Annotated in this window: 21 protein-coding genes, 2 tRNA genes and 1 pseudogene; 17 read left to right on the top strand and 7 right to left on the bottom strand. The window is 41.9% G+C overall.

All coding sequences use genetic code 11. The features are described 5' to 3' along the window. The first annotated feature begins 33 nt into the window (after nt 1-33). From VMUT_RS01290 to VMUT_RS01275, 4 genes are all read left to right on the top strand, one after another. A complete protein-coding gene (locus tag VMUT_RS01290) occupies nt 34-756 on the top strand; it encodes a GNAT family N-acetyltransferase (RefSeq protein WP_013603622.1) in 723 nt (240 codons plus the stop codon). Between the two features lie 24 nt (nt 757-780). Further along, a tRNA-Ala gene (locus VMUT_RS01285) sits at nt 781-857 on the top strand. A gap of 136 nt (nt 858-993) precedes the next feature. Further along, nucleotides 994-1341 (top strand): hypothetical protein, encoded by a 348-nt coding sequence (locus VMUT_RS01280; protein WP_013603621.1) that lies wholly within the window; start codon nt 994-996, stop codon nt 1339-1341. 34 nt (nt 1342-1375) lie between these two features. Next, on the top strand, nt 1376-2974 hold the full coding sequence (locus VMUT_RS01275; protein WP_013603620.1) for an amidohydrolase: 1599 nt from the start codon (nt 1376-1378) through the stop codon (nt 2972-2974). On the opposite strand, the gene VMUT_RS01270 is transcribed toward VMUT_RS01275, so the two are convergent. Then, nucleotides 2971-4110, bottom strand: a complete 1140-nt coding sequence (locus tag VMUT_RS01270) for an NAD(P)/FAD-dependent oxidoreductase (RefSeq protein WP_013603619.1) — start codon at nt 4108-4110, stop codon at nt 2971-2973. The genes VMUT_RS01275 and VMUT_RS01270 overlap by 4 nt on opposite strands. 64 nt (nt 4111-4174) lie before the next feature. Between VMUT_RS01270 and VMUT_RS01265 the strand changes: the two genes are divergently transcribed. Beyond that, the gene (locus VMUT_RS01265) at nt 4175-5953 is read left to right on the top strand and encodes a molybdopterin-dependent oxidoreductase (RefSeq protein WP_013603618.1); all 1779 of its coding nucleotides are present in this window, start codon (nt 4175-4177) and stop codon (nt 5951-5953) included. Between the two features lie 146 nt (nt 5954-6099). Then, nucleotides 6100-6501 (top strand): hypothetical protein, encoded by a 402-nt coding sequence (locus VMUT_RS01260; protein ID WP_013603617.1) that lies wholly within the window; start codon nt 6100-6102, stop codon nt 6499-6501. On the opposite strand, the gene amrS is transcribed toward VMUT_RS01260, so the two are convergent. Beyond that, a complete protein-coding gene (amrS, locus tag VMUT_RS01255) occupies nt 6498-7640 on the bottom strand; it encodes an AmmeMemoRadiSam system radical SAM enzyme (protein ID WP_048056794.1) in 1143 nt (380 codons plus the stop codon). The two genes, VMUT_RS01260 and amrS, sit on opposite strands and share 4 nt — an antisense overlap. Nucleotides 7641-7765: 125 nt before the next feature. Here amrS and VMUT_RS01250 point away from each other — a divergent pair. Together VMUT_RS01250 and VMUT_RS01245 are read left to right on the top strand one after the other, a co-directional pair. Beyond that, nucleotides 7766-8047: pseudogene (locus tag VMUT_RS01250) on the top strand (30S ribosomal protein S26e); the annotation flags it as partial. A 175-nt stretch (nt 8048-8222) separates the two neighbouring features. After that, the gene (locus VMUT_RS01245) at nt 8223-8630 is read left to right on the top strand and encodes an FHA domain-containing protein (RefSeq protein ID WP_013603614.1); all 408 of its coding nucleotides are present in this window, start codon (nt 8223-8225) and stop codon (nt 8628-8630) included. On the opposite strand, the gene VMUT_RS01240 is transcribed toward VMUT_RS01245, so the two are convergent. Then, nucleotides 8631-10280, bottom strand: coding sequence for a serine/threonine protein kinase (locus VMUT_RS01240; RefSeq protein WP_013603613.1), 1650 nt, complete (start codon nt 10278-10280; stop codon nt 8631-8633). It abuts the gene before it with no gap. A 48-nt stretch (nt 10281-10328) separates the two neighbouring features. Between VMUT_RS01240 and VMUT_RS01235 the strand changes: the two genes are divergently transcribed. Next, the gene (locus tag VMUT_RS01235; RefSeq protein ID WP_013603612.1) at nt 10329-10604 is read left to right on the top strand and encodes an acylphosphatase; all 276 of its coding nucleotides are present in this window, start codon (nt 10329-10331) and stop codon (nt 10602-10604) included. Here VMUT_RS01235 and VMUT_RS01230 read toward each other — a convergent pair. Then, nucleotides 10601-11065 (bottom strand): NUDIX hydrolase, encoded by a 465-nt coding sequence (locus VMUT_RS01230; protein ID WP_013603611.1) that lies wholly within the window; start codon nt 11063-11065, stop codon nt 10601-10603. The genes VMUT_RS01235 and VMUT_RS01230 overlap by 4 nt on opposite strands. 75 nt (nt 11066-11140) lie before the next feature. Between VMUT_RS01230 and VMUT_RS01225 the strand changes: the two genes are divergently transcribed. From VMUT_RS01225 to VMUT_RS01210, 4 genes are read left to right on the top strand one after another with little or no spacing between them, the layout of a single operon-like run. Further along, a complete protein-coding gene (locus tag VMUT_RS01225; protein WP_013603610.1) occupies nt 11141-11380 on the top strand; it encodes a hypothetical protein in 240 nt (79 codons plus the stop codon). Between the two features lie 6 nt (nt 11381-11386). After that, a complete protein-coding gene (locus tag VMUT_RS01220; RefSeq protein ID WP_013603609.1) occupies nt 11387-11665 on the top strand; it encodes a MoaD/ThiS family protein in 279 nt (92 codons plus the stop codon). Nucleotides 11666-11700: 35 nt separating this feature from the next. Further along, entirely contained in the window at nt 11701-12516 is an 816-nt protein-coding gene (locus VMUT_RS01215; protein ID WP_013603608.1) for a CoA transferase subunit A, read from the top strand. Continuing rightward, nucleotides 12509-13231, top strand: coding sequence for a CoA-transferase (locus VMUT_RS01210; RefSeq protein WP_148224618.1), 723 nt, complete (start codon nt 12509-12511; stop codon nt 13229-13231). The genes VMUT_RS01215 and VMUT_RS01210 overlap by 8 nt, the downstream gene beginning before the upstream one ends. Before the next feature lie 24 nt (nt 13232-13255). Here the strand turns inward: VMUT_RS01210 and VMUT_RS01205 are convergent, their stop codons facing one another. After that, nucleotides 13256-13603, bottom strand: coding sequence for a hypothetical protein (locus tag VMUT_RS01205; RefSeq protein ID WP_013603606.1), 348 nt, complete (start codon nt 13601-13603; stop codon nt 13256-13258). A gap of 154 nt (nt 13604-13757) precedes the next feature. Between VMUT_RS01205 and VMUT_RS01200 the strand changes: the two genes are divergently transcribed. The 4 genes from VMUT_RS01200 (at nt 13758) to VMUT_RS01185 (ending at nt 16420) form a co-directional block, all read left to right on the top strand. Continuing rightward, a tRNA-Ala gene (locus VMUT_RS01200) sits at nt 13758-13834 on the top strand. Nucleotides 13835-13884: 50 nt separating this feature from the next. Next, nucleotides 13885-14520, top strand: coding sequence for a hypothetical protein (locus tag VMUT_RS01195; protein WP_237699680.1), 636 nt, complete (start codon nt 13885-13887; stop codon nt 14518-14520). Nucleotides 14521-14663: 143 nt separating this feature from the next. After that, nucleotides 14664-15602 (top strand): MFS transporter, encoded by a 939-nt coding sequence (locus tag VMUT_RS01190; RefSeq protein ID WP_013603604.1) that lies wholly within the window; start codon nt 14664-14666, stop codon nt 15600-15602. 2 nt (nt 15603-15604) lie between these two features. Further along, nucleotides 15605-16420 carry a PRK13768 family protein gene (locus tag VMUT_RS01185; RefSeq protein WP_237699679.1) on the top strand — a complete coding sequence of 272 codons (816 nt, stop codon included), beginning with the start codon at nt 15605-15607 and terminating at the stop codon, nt 16418-16420. Here VMUT_RS01185 and VMUT_RS01180 read toward each other — a convergent pair. Both VMUT_RS01180 and VMUT_RS01175 read right to left on the bottom strand, forming a co-directional pair. Next, the gene (locus VMUT_RS01180; RefSeq protein WP_048056791.1) at nt 16408-17187 is read right to left on the bottom strand and encodes a substrate-binding domain-containing protein; all 780 of its coding nucleotides are present in this window, start codon (nt 17185-17187) and stop codon (nt 16408-16410) included. The two genes, VMUT_RS01185 and VMUT_RS01180, sit on opposite strands and share 13 nt — an antisense overlap. Beyond that, nucleotides 17144-17416, bottom strand: coding sequence for a winged helix-turn-helix domain-containing protein (locus tag VMUT_RS01175; RefSeq protein WP_048056790.1), 273 nt, complete (start codon nt 17414-17416; stop codon nt 17144-17146). The genes VMUT_RS01180 and VMUT_RS01175 overlap by 44 nt, the downstream gene beginning before the upstream one ends. Nucleotides 17417-17514: the final 98 nt, after the last annotated feature.

Here is a 17514-nt window from a genome sequence, read left to right as displayed (position 1 = left end):
TAAAAATAGCGGTATTTGGCATTTACGGCCACAATGAATGAATTGACGATACGAAAGGCATCATCCAGTGATGCAGAGCAAGTAATAGGGTTCACTAGGAATACGTTTCAGTGGGGTGATTACATACCTAGTGTTATTAATGAGTGGATTAATGAGGGCACGGCCTACGTTGCAATTATTAAGGACAGAATAGTAGGCGTAGTAAACATGGTATTGATTAGGGAAACAAGCACGGCATGGCTCGAGGGAATTCGAATTCACCCCAGCTATAGAAGGATGGGCATTGGTAAGGCATTAACGGAGTACGTACTCAATGAAGCCGTGAAAAACGGTATTAGGTACGCGATGCTAATGATCGCTGATTGGAACGAGCCGAGTCGATGCCTAGCGAAGTCCCTGGGATTCCACGAAGTGTTAACCCTATTCACAGGCGTGGCAAGGCCAAGCCAAGTAAGTATAGTCCGTGGAGAGGCAATTCGGGAAGTAATCAGGGAGGCATTAAAAAGGACTAATGGCTACTTCTGCACAACAAGAAGACACTGGCTATGTACGAGGGCCATTGAGGACTTTGTAATGACCATGATAGACGAGGTGTACGTCGGAAGGGGCATAGGCCTTGGTGAATTCTCCATAGGGCCACCAACAACGCCCATCAAAACCGAGGTACTTGCCACGGAGGGGGGAGACTTCGAGAATTACTACGGCAAGTTCATTGTTTACGAGAAGGAACTAGGTCAAGCACAGGCAAAAGCTTAAATTTCCTTACTTACGGTTTTTCCTGGGCCGGTAGTCTAGCCTGGAAGGATGCCCGCCTTGCACGCGGGAGATCCCGGGTTCAAATCCCGGCCGGTCCACCATGGATCGTTAGTCCTCACAAAATATCCTCCTGATTTCCTTACTTATACTCTTTTACTAAAGATATCCCGGCTATCTCAGTTAGTGACGTTGCCGAGTTATGTAAATTTAAAAATTCACAACTCTCATTAATTCTTAGTGGGTGGTGTTTCTCTAAGTGATGTATATGGACGTTGCGTCACGGTTTATGAATATAGTATACTGGTTAAGTTATGTACCTCGACCACGGTGTTACTAATTGTTCTATCCTTCTTTTTAATAGCCTACAACTTCTTCATTAGCATAATAGTCATTGCGATCATTCTCTCATTCTCAGAATTATACCATAGGGAATTGAGGGTTGATAGGGTCGTCATGGTTAGACACGGCAGATATTACATGGTTAATTTCGTGTGCGGTAACGAGATAATCAGGGCCAGGGCAAACCTAACCACAGCGTCTAGGATAGCCTCGATCATTAAGGTGCCCATCGACTTTCACCAGTAACACTTACATAGGGGCGCTTTAATAACTCTAGATAATGGTTAGCGGCTTTGTTTTGTTTAATGGTTTGGTTTATCCATCATTCAAGCCCCTGGTTAGGACTGAGGCTATGGTTGTAGTTGGTGATAGGGTTGTTTATGCCGGTGATGAAACAAGAGCATTGAGGATTGCGGATGCCCTCGGGCTCGAGAAGGTGGACTTAAAGGGCCGTGTTGCGATGCCAGGATTTATCGACGCCCATGCGCACTTGGACTCGATAGGCATTAACCTGGCGACACTGGATTTAAGGGGTATTGATAGTATTGAGGAGTTGAAGAGTAGGCTTAAGGAGTATGTGAAGAGTGTTAAGACCAGGTGGGTAATGGGTAGGGGTTGGGATCAGGAATTGTTTAGGGAGAGGCGTTGGCCGAGTAGGTTCGACATTGATGAGGTGGTCAGCGATAGACCCGTCATGCTGGTTAGGGTCTGTGGTCATGCTGCCGTGCTTAACACGAGGGCTATGGAGTTAACTGGGCTCTTAAATGCAGCGGATAGGGATGTAATTAGGGATGAGAGGGGTAATGCCACGGGTGTAATTGTTGAGCGGGCGTTGGATAAGGTTGAGGAGTTGGTGAGGGGCTCATACACACTTGATGATTATAGGGAGTTCATGATGAACTCAATGAAGTATGCGGCATCACTTGGCGTTACTACGGTTAGCTTCGTATCAGTTGATCTCAAGAGCATTCGATCACTGATAATGATCGAGAAAGATCTCGGTAAGTTACCGATTAGGGTTAGGGCTTACTTAAATCCATTCGACCATGGGATTGATGTCATTGAGTTACTGAGACAGCTCGGCATTAGGGCTGGGTTTGGCTCTCATTACCTGAGGATTAATGGTATTAAGGTCATCGCCGATGGTTCGCTTGGGGCTAGGACTGCCTGGTTGTCAAGACCGTACAGTGATGATCCAGGTAATTCCGGCAGACCGAATTACGGTTTTGATGAGTTGATGAGTATTGCAAGGAGGAGTAGTGAGGCTTGTCTTCAACTCGCTATTCATGGTATTGGGGATAGGATGGTTGAAGTAATACTCGATATTTACGGTAAGCTAGGCAATGCCCAGGCGCTTAGGCATAGGATTGAACACGCCTCAGTCCTCAGGGAGGACTTAATAAGGAGGATTAGGGAGCTCGGCATCGTATTAGCCGTTCAGCCTCACTTCGTAATTGCTGATTGGTGGGTTGTGAATAGGGTTGGTGCTGATAGGGCTAGGTACGTGTACCCATTCAAGACGCTGATCGATAATGGTATCATGCTCGGCTTCAGCACAGACGCGCCAGTCGAGCCGCTAAATCCATGGGAGACCGTGTATGCGGCGGTTACCAGGGGCTGCTATGAGGGTATAGAGCTCTGTAAGTATACGGGTAATGAGAGGGTAGGCGTGGTAGACGTCCTCCACTACTACACGTATGGTTCTGCATACCTACTCCGTGAGGAGAATGAGCTCGGAAAGCTCGAGCCAGGTTACCTAGCTGACTTCATAATAATCGATAAAGACCCACTAAGCGTAGGCGATAAGGAACTAAGAAACATAAAGGTACTAGAAACATACACAGGAGGACAAAAAGTATATATCCGTGAATCTCATTAAAATGCAGCCTTTTCTTGCACTATTCCCTGTATTGTTCTTCCCTCCCTGAATCTATTTAGTCTGAATATGTCCTTAAACGTTTTTATTTTTCCATACTTTATTAGTTCCGTGACCATGATGGCGAAGGCCGGTGCCAGCTTAAATCCGTGGCCACTTAAACCAATAACAATCACCAAGTCCTTAATAGGTTCATCAATAATTGGCATCCAATCAGGTGTAACATCGTAGAGGCCCCTCCAACCGCCCAGGTACTTGGCATTTACGAACCACGGCAACCTCCTGGCTGCATTCTCCATGACACCAACGGCATAGTCAAACTCAGGCTCAGCTAGTGGGTTGAAGTTATCTGGATCTGGCCAAACATCCTCGGGTGGGTACAATAGTCCCATTAATCCGTTAGTCGAACCCTCAGGCCTTATATAGAAGTTATTCACGTAATCAAAAACGTTGGGTAGTGACCTACCCATGTCAACCCTAACCACCCTCTCAATAATATTTTTAATTGGCAGGTTTAGTTGAGGTAGTAACTTTGGTGTCCATACATTTGTCGCGATAACGTAGTGATCAGCCCTTACAATATCGTCACTATTAACGAGTCTCACGCCAATTACCTTATCATCATTAAATTGAACACGGGCCTCATCAATAACTAACTCAACACCTAACTCCCTAGCCCTATTCATGACCGTGTTCGTATATAGGCCCGTATCCACATAACCCGCATCCTCCTCATAAATACCGACCTCATCCTGTGCAGTATCTATATCGAACATTTCACGGATCTCATCATTACCCAGTAATCGAACCTTGGCACCAACATTACGTAGCATTTCAAAGGTCTTCCTCATGTCGGCCTCATCGTTACCAAGGACCAGGAGGCCTGTCTTCGTGAACACATTAACGCTGAATTCCTTCTCGAAGTTCATGAAGAATTCATGACTGTAATGCGACATACTAGCCACATCCTCATTCGCATAGTAACTCCTAACGAGGCCTAGGGAATATGCTGTCATTCCTTGAGCGACACCATGCCTATCAATGACCAAGACCCTAAGGCCCTCCTTGGCGAGGTAGTAAGCCGTTGTTGTTCCCGTGGAACCAGCACCAACTACTATTACATCGAATACCCTGCTCATGGTCAATCCTCACTTATCACTGGGAATTAGTTTATAACTAGTACGTGATTGACCACTAATTAACATGGTAATTGCATGCACGAGGGACTGCTACGACACATGCATATTTGACGAGAACTATAGGCCACTTAACATATTCCCGATTAATGGCTTCACATGCGCCAGGGGTAGGGCTGACCTAATTAGGAATGAGAGAAATAGGGTTACTTCGGCCTACATAGATGGTAAGGAGGTCAGTATTGATGAGGTCATTAAATACGTGGCAAGACTACTCGGGGAGGCCATAAAGAAGGATCCGGCCAGGATACTACGTACAGACTATGACGGAAACCAGGGATTACTCACGTGGTATTTCCCAGATAGGCTGTTTAATGTCATTGGCGCATCACAGACTGATAGGTCCATATGCTCTGCGGAGGGTCACGCAGCCATCAGGTCGCATTACGGCACCAGCATGGGTGCCCTGCCTGAGGATTTCGTTAAGTATAAGGCTGCCGTGTTCTGGGCATTTCCTGCTAGTGTGTCGGCGCCGCACATATGGGCTTTATTCATTAAGAAGTTCAAGGTGGCGATTGATGTTAGATTCAGTGACACAGCTAGGAAGTCGGATAAGGCGATAATAGTTAAGCCCGGTACCGACGTGTTTTTGGCACTCGGCATAATCAAGGTGCTTATTGATGAGGGTCTTGTCGAGGGTAAGGTTAGGCATTTTGAGAAGTTGGCTAGCTACGTCGGGAAGTTCTCGCTTGATTATCTATCAAGGATTAGCGGCGTGTCCATCGATGACATTAAATGGCTCGCTGAGTTTTACCATGGTTATAAGCCATTAACGCTGATCGGTTTTGCTCTTGGGCGTTCCCTAAATGGCGGTGATGCCATTGGTATGATTTCACTAATCCCAGCCTTAGTCGGTCTAGAGAGGGGTTATTACTACTCGAACTCTCTGGGTTGGGGAATAGACTTTGACTACCTTAGAGGTCTTCACATGGCCAAGTCATCTAGGGTTATACCCATGGCTGATTTTGGGGATTACATTGAGCGTGGTGAGGTCGATATCATGTATGCCTGGAATGAGAACCCGGTGGTTACCTTACCAGGTGGTGACAAGCTGATTGAGGCTGTTCGTGAGGGCAGGGTCACATTAATTGTTCATGATCCATACTGGTCCGAAACGGCTAAGCTAGCTAATGTCGTTATTCCGGCGCCGACGTTCCTTGAGAAGTATGACGTAATTTATAGTTATTGGCATGATTACCTGGTTTACAATGAACCAATTAAGTCTCCTAAGGGCATAACGGAGGTTGACTTAATGCGTAGATTAGCTAAGGAGCTTGAGATTTCTCATCCACTACTTCTTGAGGATCCCTGGAAGGCCGTGGATAGAGCCATAAGGCCTGCTGGTATTACATTGGAGGAGTTGAGGGAGAGGAAGGTCATTAAGATTAAGCCAAAGTATTTACCCACTAATGAGCCAGATGCGTTTCCGCTGCCTAATCTCGTAGAGCCCAGTGAATTGAGTAGTTATGAGATTAGACTAGTTTTTACTTCGCACCCACTTTATACGAATACGCAGTTCCGCGAGGTTTACGGCAATCTAGAACCTGTGGTTTATACTCATGATTATGAGGGTATTGTTGTTTTGGAGAATGAGTTTGGTAGTGTTAGAGCTAGGGCTGTTAGGGATGATAATGTGCCTCCTGGTGTGGCATTGATTTATAAGAGTAGTCTTATTGACCTTGATGGTAAGCCAATAAATAGTATTACAGGGCGTGTTAAGGGTAAGTATGCAGGTACACCATTGCTCAATGGTATTAAGGTTAGGGTTAATGTCGTGAGTAAGTAATGTATAATTTTACCAATTTATTATTGGTTAATCAAGTTATTTTTACATCATTTATGGTAATTAATAAGTCATTAATACCTAATTTACCGTGCATAATTATTATTTTTAGGGACATGTTTTTAAACAATTCCCATTAACGAAATGAAATGGTCGTAGAGTTAGCTAAAGGATCTACTAGGAATTTGAGGAGATTTCTAAGGAAGTTGAACTTGGCCATAGGTAAGTGTTTTGATGATATTGAATTCACGTCATTACTAAGGAGCGTTAATAGTAGGTATGGCGATGATTATTGGCTGCTGGGTTGGAAGGAGCATAAGGCAAGTGATTATTTATCACTTTTTGTATTAACACTTATTGATAAGTATAATGAGGAGTACGTGGTTAGGATCTACGTTAATGTCAGCACAATAAGCATAGTACTCCCCACTAACCAGCTTAATCTCACCGATGAGACTACGGGTATAACAATGCTAATCAATGGAAATACTGCTAACCTATCAGGCAGGGTATTCTGTATCACTAATATTGAGATTAAGAGGTTAACCTAACCCTCCTGTCTTTTAACATGTATCTTGTTCCTAAGTTCCTCGATCTGCTCCCTAGTTACTCTAACATACCTAGACAATAATTCAATAGGTACGTAGACGAACCTATCACTTAATCTCCATGTCGACCATACCTTACCACCAATATTAATTTTAGCACCACAGAACTTACACCTTCCATCCTCCGTTAAATTAACCTCCAATATGTCGAAACCCCTCCTCCTAATCACAACCCTGCCACAACTTGGACAATAGGTGTTTTCGAGTTTATGCCCAGGAACATTACCAATATAGACGTATTTAAGTCCCTCCTCCTTAGCCACCTGAGCATGCTTCTCCAGTGTCTCTATGGGTGTTGGTGGTAGGTAATCAACGTTATAATCAGGGTGAAACCTTAGGAAGTGTATGGGCGTCTCGGGCCCTAAATTATCCACTATCCACCTGACAAGCTTATGGGCATACTCCAGGTTATCACCTATCTCAGGAACTACGAGATCCGTAATCTCAACGAATATTCCCTTTCTCTTCATCTCAAGGATTGTCTGGAATATGGGCTCTGGATCGGGAACTAATGAGAACTTCCTCAGGAACTTAGGCTCAGCGTTACCCTTAAAATCCACAGTAGCCGCATCGAGGAATTTAGATATGTAATCAATGGCTTCATCAGTCATGTAACCATTCGTAACGAACGTATTAAATAATCCCTTCTTCTTTGCGAGGATTCCGACGTCATGCGCGAATTCTGCGAAGATTGATGGTTCATTATACGTATATGTAATGCCTTGGGTTCCGTAGGTCTCCGCTAACTCGATTATCTTCTCTGGAGTTACCTCAAATCCCTCAAGAATCCTTCTCTGGCTTATGTCAAAGTTTTGGCAGTATTGGCATGCCCAGCTACAGCCATACGTGGAGAAGGAAAGCACCATTGAACCTGGGTTAAAGTGATAAAGGGGTTTCTTCTCTATTGGGTCCACGGCTATTGCCGAGATCTTCCCATAAACCATCAGGTAAAGTTTACCACCTAAATTCCACCTAACACCACAAAACCCATATTGCCCATCAGAAAGCTTACACCTCCTTGCGCATGCCGTACACTCAACCCTGCCATCAGGTAATGCCTTATACAATGTTGCTTCCTTCATTATTCTCATAGGTAATCATTAATTAATGATTAAAAACCTTATGAGGTAGATAAAACCGTTTTGTTCGGTACGTAATTACGAAGGGGGTATGTTTTTTAAGAGGCTTAATGTATGGCTTCAGGAATATGCCGAAGAAGAGGAAGAATAGGGGACGCCATAAGGGCGATAAGGGTAAGGAACCAATGGTTTACTGCGATAATTGTGGTAAGCTAGTGCCTAGGTCTAAGGCGGTTAGGGTTACTGTACCGTACTCACCCGTGCCGGCTGACCTCGCAAGAGAGCTTGAGAAGCAGGGGGCGATTGTGCCTAGGTATTACGTAACTAAGACATATTGCATAAACTGTGCCATTTACCTAGGCATACTAAAGGTTAGGTCTGAGGATGAGAGGAAGAGGAAGATGGCGATGGCTAAGGCACCAATACGTAAAGAGACAGTAACGGCACCACCAGCTACTAAGCCAGCTCAAACGCAGTCTTCAACACCACCGGCTTCGCAGGGCAGTCAAGAAACGCCGACTAAATCCTAAAAATTAGTATAGAAGTAACTCTTATAAGTTGTTTCGAATTCTGAGTTAATACATAATGGGGTCTAATGAGGAGACTAAGAGAATGGAACTACTTGGTACGGAGACCGTAAGGAGCAATTTAGGCAGACTCGAATTGACATTTATTGAAAGTCCTAGGGATTTCATGAAGGACTTTAAGGTGGTATTTGATTTATCAATAATTAAGGAAATAACCCTTGGCAGAAGTCCTGAGAACATGGTCATAATACCCGATCCTACAGTTTCAAGAAAACACGCTGTAATAACAATGGTTGGTAATGAATTATTAATTAAGGATTTAAATAGTACAAATGGTACTTACGTTCTCGATAGTGGTTCCTTTAGGAGAATAAATGAGTATAGGTTTAGTAATGATATAGTTGTTAGGCTTGGTTACTATACCGTAATTAAACTATCTGTTATTGCTGAGGGGAAATCACAATAGTTAGGTGGCATTATTTAGAAACTTGCTAAGAATTGCCAAGATCTCCTCAGTACTTGTCGGCCTCAGTGATGGATTTAATTCAAGACCTCTCATTATTAATGACGCCAATTCTGGCGGTATGTCAGGCCTATAACTATTTATTAAGGGTACAGCGGCTTGTCCACTACTTAATCTATGAATGTGTGGATTCATGCCCGTTAGCATTTCGTAGAATATACATGAAAGTGAGTAAATATCAGTTCTAATATCGGCAATTCCTCTACTAACCTCGGGCGCTGCGTATGCTATTGAGAATTGTGATACGTAGGATTTACCGCCAACCATTATCTTAGCCGCGCCTAAATCGCCTATTTTCACGATACTTCTATTTCTATCCTTAAACAGTATATTCTCCGGTTTAAGGTCTAGGTGTATTATGTTCGCTTTATGAAGTTCTGATAATGCCAGGGTTATTAAGTACGCAAGCCTTACGAACTCATTAAGTTCCAAAGGTCCTTTCTCCCTCATTAGATCTCTTAGTGATCCTCCCTCCATGTACTCCATAACTACGTATGGTGGTTCATTCAAATAATCCTCAAGTGATTTATAGGGTATTTTCTCATCCGGCGGTATGTGAACCTCAAATACCCTAACAATATAAGGGCTCTCAATGAGTAAATACTCACTCATCTCCTTCTTAAACGATGAAAGTACTTTAGGATCGCTGGCCAGGGGATTGCCTCTCGAGTCCTTGTCCTTAAGTACCTTTATAGCATAGATCCTGCCCCATTCATCTCTACCCCTAAGTACGTAACTAAAACCACCCGTTGCTACTATGTCATCGATTAAATACTTACCACCTAACCATGCGCCTAACCATGATATTGGTGGTTTCAATTCCTTAACAAATCTTAACCTAGTCGGTCTTAAGTACATTATTATAAATATGAGTATTAAGGCTGCAACGCCTAACCAATAAGGCTTAATTACTGGGTAAACGCCATAAATCAATGTTAATAATATCAATGCCGCGGAAATATAGCCAGTGAATCTCCTCATCATTGGAACCGCAGATACTATTGATGGTACTAACACCATGTACGTATAGGTTTGATTTAGAATAAAGAGTATTACAGCCGCTGGTATTATTAGTAATATACCTAGGTACGTTATTACCCTATCAATAATATCCTCAGAAAAATCTATCCTATACATTAGGATTGAGTTTCTTATTGTGATTATGAAAGATGTCATGAAAATAAGCAGGGAATTAACCAATAGATAAAATGCAGGTGGTGCAGGATTCACATATCCCCTATAAAATAGATATAAAACATACAGTAGCGTTAAGGCTGCCGTAGCTCTAGAATCAGCAATCCTTAGTGATAGTACCATCGCAATAACTCCAATAAATACTGCTAACTCATCATAGAAATAGGTATTTGTTATTATGAACATTATTGATAATGCAAGGATAATCTCCGAAGTTAATGGAATTAGGAACCAATTATTCCGTAGTGGATACTTCCTAAACAATTCATAAAATAATATAAATAATGCGATAGTGATCAATATACGTATAGCATTAACGCCCACTAAAATTAATAAGCTTATGAATAGTACTATTCCTGGCAATGCCTTAATTATTTTATTAACATCGGTAATCAACACGTTAGTTACCCTTTAAAGCCCTAATTTAAAACGTTATTTTAGACAATAATGAAGAGAATTCACGTGTTAGTTAAAGGTATTGTTCAGGGAGTCGGGTTTAGGGCATTTGTAAGAAGAAACGCTAAAAGGCTGGGTATTAAGGGTTTTGTTAGGAATTTACCTGATGGATTCACTGTAGAGATCGTTGCTGAAGGCCCCGATGATTCCATTGAGCAATTAGTGAGTATAGTTAACAAAGGACCGCCTGGTGCTATTATTGAGGATGTTGAGGTTGAGTATGAGGAGCCTAAGAACGAATTCGATGATTTTGAAATTAGATACTAATGAGTGAGCTTAATTAAGCCACCACCACATGGTCTTGGTCCAGAAGCCAATAAATCCATTAATAACTGCTTTGCTGTGTCCGTTAGATCCAAATTCAATGCTTCCCTTAATCCAATAAACCTTAATTCTATAGCATCACTGGATGCCTTAGGTGTTCCGCCTATTGGTTCGACCAAGTAATCAAGAAGTAGAAAGTGGTACTTAATCCTACCTTCAGAATCACGTTCTAAATATTGATAAATACCAAAGAGTCCAATTACCTTACCAATAATGCCGGTTTCCTCCCTTAGTTCCCTTAAGGCAGCGTAATCAGGATCTTCGCCGGGCTCGACCATACCGCCAGGTATTGACCACTTACCTCTATTAGGTTCTGCACCTCTCCTTATCAGTAAAATCTTTCCGTCCTTAATAACTATAGAGCCAACACCAACCAGCGGATATCGTGGATATTCCCTGCTCATTCCCTATAACGATAATACCCTAGGCTAATTAAGTATTAGCATTACACTTAAAAGGCGGTAATCTGCACATATTTAGTGGAGTGCAATAATGACAGGGTGAGGAGCATAATAGATAGTTTATCCAATAAAGAGCCTATCGAGGCTTATCAGACACTACTTGAGGAGAATTGCTTTGGTAGGGGTATGATATATGACGTGGGTGGTAAATACATAGTCTATATGAAGGATGAGGAGAACGCATGTATCGAAGAAACGAATTCAATAGACCGAGCCAGGGAATTAGCAAAAGCATTTGTTGATTCGGTTTGCTCCTGATGAATTATGAATTTGAGAGTAGTATTATCTGCGCAATTACATGAGCTTGTTAATGCCATAAGCCTAACCATTCAAGTACCGAATGGATATACAGTCAAGGATCTAATAATGAAGCTTGGCGAGTTAAATCCAGAAATTCCGAGGATGCTGCTCAGGTGTGATGAACTTAATGAGAATTATATAGTGATTGTGAACGGCAGAGACATACACTGGCTAAGGGGATTATCTACTAATCTTAACGATGGCGATGAGGTATTAATTGCGCCTAAGGCATTCATATCATAAAACTTAATACCCTTATTAATTACTAGTATTACTGTATGGCTAAAAATAAGTTGATGAGTATCGAGGAGGCCCTGGACTTAATTAATAACGGTGATGAAATAGCTATTGGCGGCATGTCCTTTCATCGTAATCCTATGGCAATGGCTATAGCCATAGCTAGGTCAAATAAGAGGGACTTGGCGTTGGTAGATAGGGAGCCTGGTCTGGCCTTTGACTTATTAACGATATCGGGTAGGGTTAGGAGGATTAGGGCTGCGATGGTTACCTTCGAACACTTTGGCATTGCGCCTGGATTTAGGAGGATGGTGGAGAGCGGCGAGGTGGAGTTCATTGAGGATGTTTGTGAAGGCGTAATGGCAGGACTCCGCGCTGGATCGTATGGGTTTCCCTTCATGCCATCAGCAATTGCTTTAGATAGTGATTTAGTTCCATTAAATGTTAAGAGAGGTATTTGGAAAATAATTAAGGATCCATTTAATGACCAGGAGTTAATTGCCGTTAAGGCCATAAGGCCTGATGTAGCTTTAGTACATGCGCATAGGGCTGATGAGAAAGGCGATATTGAAATATACGGTCCTAAATACGAGGATTTACTTAAAATTCAAGCTGCTAAGAGAGTTATAGTTACGGCCGAGGAAATAGTAAGTGAGGATTATTTCAGAGAGCACCCAGAGCTATTAACAATACCAGGCTTCATGGTGACTGCGGTGGTACATTCACCAAAGGGCGCGTGGCCAACATCAATGTACGGTTATTATAGAGCTGATTATGATGTTATTAAGAAGTACTTTGATAGTGTTAAGGCGGGATTAAGCATTGAGAAGGTGCTTGGGGTGTTCGTACATGGCTGATATGGATAACATCATTAAGTGCATGGCAAAGCAATTAAGGGATGGCGATATTGCATATACGGGCTTAACATCCGTCCCTGCAGTATTAGCTATTGCATTAGCCAGGTATTGGGGATTGAGTATTTGGTTCATAAATGTAGCCGAGGTGTATGAACCTAGAGACATTACAGTGATGCCTTCATCAGGGGATCCATACTCGTTCATTAATGGTAGGGGCTTCATAACAAGCCTAGATGCATTTGACTTGGCTAGGCGTGGTCAACTTGACGTTATGTTCTTCTCCGCAGCGCAGGTTGATCGACATGGAAACATGAACCTATCAGTAATTGGTAATTATGAGAGGCCAAGGGTTAGGTTACCAGGTGGTGCAGCTGCAGCCTATCTATATAGGAGAGCCCGTAGAATAATAATGTGGCTTAGTGAGCATTCAAGGAGGACATTAGTGGATAGGGTTGACTTCATTACAGCGCCGGGACCTACAAGGCAAGGACCAAGTTTAACAATATGCACGCCAAAGGCTATGTTTGAGTTTGATCACGACGCGGGGGAATTGGTATTGACGGGCTTGTTCCCAAGGGTTAGCTTTGATGATGTAATTAATAATATGGCCTTTAAGCCAAGGGTTAGGGAGCCATTAAATATGCTCGAGACGGTGAACACCGAAGAGCTGCAATTCCTAAATAAACTAGATCCAAATGGTGTTAGGTATACGTGATTTTAATGTCCACTTAAATTAAAATCATAGCATTTTATTCTCTATTTTATAGGCACCAAGTATTATAGCTCCAGCCGATTTTGATGCTTCAACGAGCTTCTTACCCATTTCATCACTATTACCTGCTGGATATACCAGTAAGGCATAGCCTATTGCTTCACCAGGCCATCCATAGGCATAGGCTAGTAATAGGTTAAGTCCCGTAGCTGCCTCTATTGTAGTTAAGACCCTACCCAAAGTACCTGGTTCATTAGGAATTGCCACATGTATTATAAATACACCACCTTGTATTGTCATTGCTAAATCATAGAGCTTAGTAAACAACCTCTGCATGTCCTCAATCATCCTAAGGAAATTGGCTCCAGTGCTCACGCAAAAATTATTGGATGTATCATTATTTCAATTAATCATTCAAGATAAAGAGACTAAGCGAATATAAAAACCATTAAATGGCGAGGAATATGTGAGCCCTGAACTAATGATAAATTCGCGAAAAGCTTAAATTCCCAGGGTTGTTCCATATCGAGGGCCGGTAGTCTAGCCTGGAAGGATGCCCGCTCGGCGCGCGGGAGATCCCGGGTTCAAATCCCGGCCGGTCCACCACTTAATGGTTCCTTTTGCTTAATACGTTGAGTTAGTTTTTTGTTTACCTGTTGTTTTTTGTATTGATGTTTTTGTGGTTGTTGGGTGTTGGTTTTGGCTTGTTGGGTGTTTCCTGGTTTATTTTAGAGTATGCCTCCGCATTTAGGTTTAGTATTGATTATAGGTTATCGTATATTAAGGAAAGATTGAACTATCTAGTGCCTTTATATTTAATTGGTGCTACTGCGGTGATTTTAACATTAATTTCATGGGTTGAGCCTTGGTATAGGATTTACGTGTCTTATGTTACGGCACTTGGATTAACCGTTAGTGGCAGGGTGTTTCTCAATAGAGTGAGGAGGGGTTTTATTAGGGTTATTGATGTTTATGATCTTGACCTCGATTTACCCATGGTTTCTACTGCCGTTTCATTAATACCAGAGAGTTCCATATTTAATGTTCTTATTATTAATTTAATATCAAGTATAGCGTTATTCTTGGAGTCAATCATTATATATTCTAGGGCTAGTAGGAAATTATTTGATGTTGGTCGTATGAACGCCCTAATCTATTCATTACCCTTACTAACCATTGCCTTATACTCTTTATATGATTCCACTAGTATGATGATAATATTCATAATAGCATTTTTTATCCTGGTGCTATTTATTGGTGACTTAATTTACCTATCAATCAAGGGTTCTTAACGCATAAGCCTTATTTCTTAGAGTTACTACGTATTTACAGTGATGAGTACTAGACCAGTGTGATTTTAAATGATCGAGAGGACCCGGGCTGACGTTCTGCTGGGTATGGTTTTTATATGGTTTAGTATTAATTAATGAGGTGTATGGATAATAAGAAATTGAAAAATTACGTATTAATCCAGAACCTCGCTAATGGACTTGTATCACCTTTCATGAGTTTCTTGGCGGCCGTTATTGGCGTACCAAGTATTGGTATTAGTCTTGTGTCATCAGCTTCATCTTTCTTCAGTGGTGTTGTTCAAGTACCATTAAGGAGGACTAGTCGTATTGAACAATTGCTGAAATTATCGACATTATTACTTGCTATTTTGTGGTTTACAATGGCGTTTATTGCCTATGGGAATCCAACACTATACTTAATTACGTATATTGCCATAGCCATTGTCGGTGGTGCTAATTCCTTTGCATGGGCCTTAATCATGGAGAGAATGAGTAGAGGAAGTAGGGGTCAGGTATTAGCTACTTATGCATTTTATGGTTCCATAGGTGGTTTATTGGCAACGTTAATGACAGGCCTAATCGTTGGTAGTAACTACGCATTAATGCATTACGTATTCATCACTAGCGCATTTCTCATTCTTATGAATGTAATTAATATATGGAACATGGAACCAATGGATCCTGAATGCCAGGTCACTGATAGATTGCTGTCTACGATTAGGAATAACAGGAAGTTGATAAGGTTTCTAGGGAGATTCTTACTCATAACATTCCCATTGTCCTATGCCCTGGCCAATAATGTATACGTGATTTACGTGGCGAATACCATAGCGGGCTTCACGAATTCCGCATCAAATGTTGCATATATATCATTCGTCTATGATAATTCTGAGGATAGAAGAACAGCCGTCAGCCTATACAACCTATTTTATGGTATTGGGACACTAATTGGGTCATTAATGAGTGGTGCATTAGTAACGGTGGTATCTAATTATTTGGGTTTAAGAAATGGTGTTAGGTATATGCTTCTTAGTGATGCCACGGCCAGGGCTTTAATCGCCACATTATACATGAGTGTTTAGTGGTGGTTCGGAAGTTTTTTATTAAGGTAATTTATTTACCATACGTAATGTTCACAGTATTTATAGTTGGCACGGCTGGTTCAGGAAAAACAACACTTGTTAGTACATTTGCTGAATGGCTTGAGAATAATCAATATGACGTCGCTATTGTTAATCTCGATCCTGCTGTGGAGTACGTGCCCTACGTCCCTGATATAGACATCAGGGATGTGATCTCGGCTAGGGAGTTAATGAGGAAGTACAAGCTTGGCCCCAATGGTTCAATAATAGCTGCAATAGACATGCTGGCTGTCAGGGCCCAGGAGATAAAGAACCAAGTAATGGATATTGGTGCTAATTACGTGCTCATAGACACGCCAGGTCAGATGGAGCTCTTCGCCTTTAGGAGTGTTGGTTCCGTATTAATTAATAGGCTTAGTATGGATAGGTCTGCCGTAGTATTCGTAATCGATGCAACACAGGCCCAGACACCAAGTGGTTACGTATCATCAATGCTATTATCATTATCAACCCAGTTTAGGTTTAATATGTCTCAGGTAAACGTGCTCAATAAGATTGACTTGCTTGATAAATCCGTGGTTGATGAAATACTTGAATGGAGCGAGGAGACGGATTTACTCAGGGAAGCATTATTGTCAAACCAGGTTAATAAGTTGGAGACTGACCTAAGTGTTAGGTTAACGGATATCCTGACTGCCATTGGTACTATGTCAAAGCCAATACCAATAAGCGCGAAAACTGGTGAGGGCCTTGATGCTCTTTATAGGGTTCTTCATAATGTGTATGTTGGCGGTAGCGATTATGATTACCTAGAGTAGAGCTCGCCAGTGTTCCTTAGAATCACATAACCTGGTCTTAAATTAACCTTGTTTATCCTACGTATGAACTCCTTAACGGTTGGTTTATCAATACTTGTCTTAGATATTATAATATCGAACTCCTCAAGGGCTATGGGCTTGACGGAGAGACCCATCGCAAGTGCCTGCCCTGTTATTGCCACTCCGTAATCAGCAAGGCCTCTAGCTACCTTCTCAGTAACCTCCACATGGGTTTTCACCACATCATTGTAACCCTTTATTGTCCTCCTTAATTCCTCCACATCATATCCCGTGTGCCTAGCAATACCACTAAGTAAAAGCTCTGTTGCCAGCCTAGTGCCTGAACCTGGGTTCCTATTAACCATTCTGAGTCCCAGTATGTCTGTTAAATCACCAATGCTTAAGTATGGCCTATGCACAATACCCAATAATCTTAGGTAGCCCCTCATTAAAACAGCATTGTCCCAAGCACCCAGTGAGTCCATGTATGATACATTATACTCACCACTCATTGGATCAACCAAGTGAATACCAGCAATGTCAGCTAGACCATTCATTACCATGCTTAAACCATTCATTGAACCAACCCAATAAGCATCAATGCAGTAGCCCTCACTCCTCATCTCGCTGATTATATCCCTAACTATACAATCATCACTTCCAGCATATACGGTGTCGCATACAGATCCATCAGGATTCCATACATACCTCCTCGTCATTGTCCTATACGTATTCAATACCTCCCTTCCCTCGATAGTGAGTAACATGCCTCCCTTTATAGCCTCTCCTTGAATTAACGACCTTAATCTCCAATCCACTTTCTAACCTATTAATTAATTCCCAGGCCTTTGAATATGGTAAACCGAGATCCTTCACGACAGATAATAAGGAACCTTTTCTTTCAAGGATCTCAAGAAGCCTTGCCGTTATGCTATCCATTAATACCTTACCATCCCTCTCAAGGACTACTTCTATTCTATACCTAGGCTTACCCACTATTTAATCAGTACTAAATAGGTTCTTAAAGTATTTTATTTTAATGGTGGATTTAATGGAATGGTTTATTAATGAGTTAAAGCCATAACATATTCCCC

This window comes from Vulcanisaeta moutnovskia 768-28, assembly GCF_000190315.1.
GTDB lineage: Archaea > Thermoproteota > Thermoprotei > Thermoproteales > Thermocladiaceae > Vulcanisaeta > Vulcanisaeta moutnovskia.
Note: the sequence above shows the minus strand (reverse complement) of the source record. Positions and strands in the feature narration are given on the sequence as shown.

Excerpts from the sequence above, each read along its gene's own strand:
- VMUT_RS01220 (WP_013603609.1), top strand. The coding sequence starts at position 11,387 with ATGAATTTGAGAGTAGTATTATCTGCGCAATTACATGAGCTTGTTAAT.
- VMUT_RS01275 (WP_013603620.1), top strand. The coding sequence starts at position 1,376 with ATGGTTAGCGGCTTTGTTTTGTTTAATGGTTTGGTTTATCCATCATTC.
- VMUT_RS01235 (WP_013603612.1), top strand. The coding sequence starts at position 10,329 with ATGAAGAGAATTCACGTGTTAGTTAAAGGTATTGTTCAGGGAGTCGGG.
- VMUT_RS01265 (WP_013603618.1), top strand. The coding sequence starts at position 4,175 with ATGGTAATTGCATGCACGAGGGACTGCTACGACACATGCATATTTGAC.
- VMUT_RS01230 (WP_013603611.1), bottom strand. The coding sequence starts at position 11,065 with ATGAGCAGGGAATATCCACGATATCCGCTGGTTGGTGTTGGCTCTATA.
- VMUT_RS01180 (WP_048056791.1), bottom strand. The coding sequence starts at position 17,187 with ATGTTACTCACTATCGAGGGAAGGGAGGTATTGAATACGTATAGGACA.
- VMUT_RS01210 (WP_148224618.1), top strand. The coding sequence starts at position 12,509 with ATGGCTGATATGGATAACATCATTAAGTGCATGGCAAAGCAATTAAGG.
- amrS (WP_048056794.1), bottom strand. The coding sequence starts at position 7,640 with ATGAAGGAAGCAACATTGTATAAGGCATTACCTGATGGCAGGGTTGAG.
- VMUT_RS01245 (WP_013603614.1), top strand. The coding sequence starts at position 8,223 with ATGGGGTCTAATGAGGAGACTAAGAGAATGGAACTACTTGGTACGGAG.
- VMUT_RS01260 (WP_013603617.1), top strand. The coding sequence starts at position 6,100 with ATGGTCGTAGAGTTAGCTAAAGGATCTACTAGGAATTTGAGGAGATTT.
- VMUT_RS01290 (WP_013603622.1), top strand. The coding sequence starts at position 34 with ATGAATGAATTGACGATACGAAAGGCATCATCCAGTGATGCAGAGCAA.
- VMUT_RS01215 (WP_013603608.1), top strand. The coding sequence starts at position 11,701 with ATGGCTAAAAATAAGTTGATGAGTATCGAGGAGGCCCTGGACTTAATT.
- VMUT_RS01270 (WP_013603619.1), bottom strand. The coding sequence starts at position 4,110 with ATGAGCAGGGTATTCGATGTAATAGTAGTTGGTGCTGGTTCCACGGGA.
- VMUT_RS01190 (WP_013603604.1), top strand. The coding sequence starts at position 14,664 with ATGGATAATAAGAAATTGAAAAATTACGTATTAATCCAGAACCTCGCT.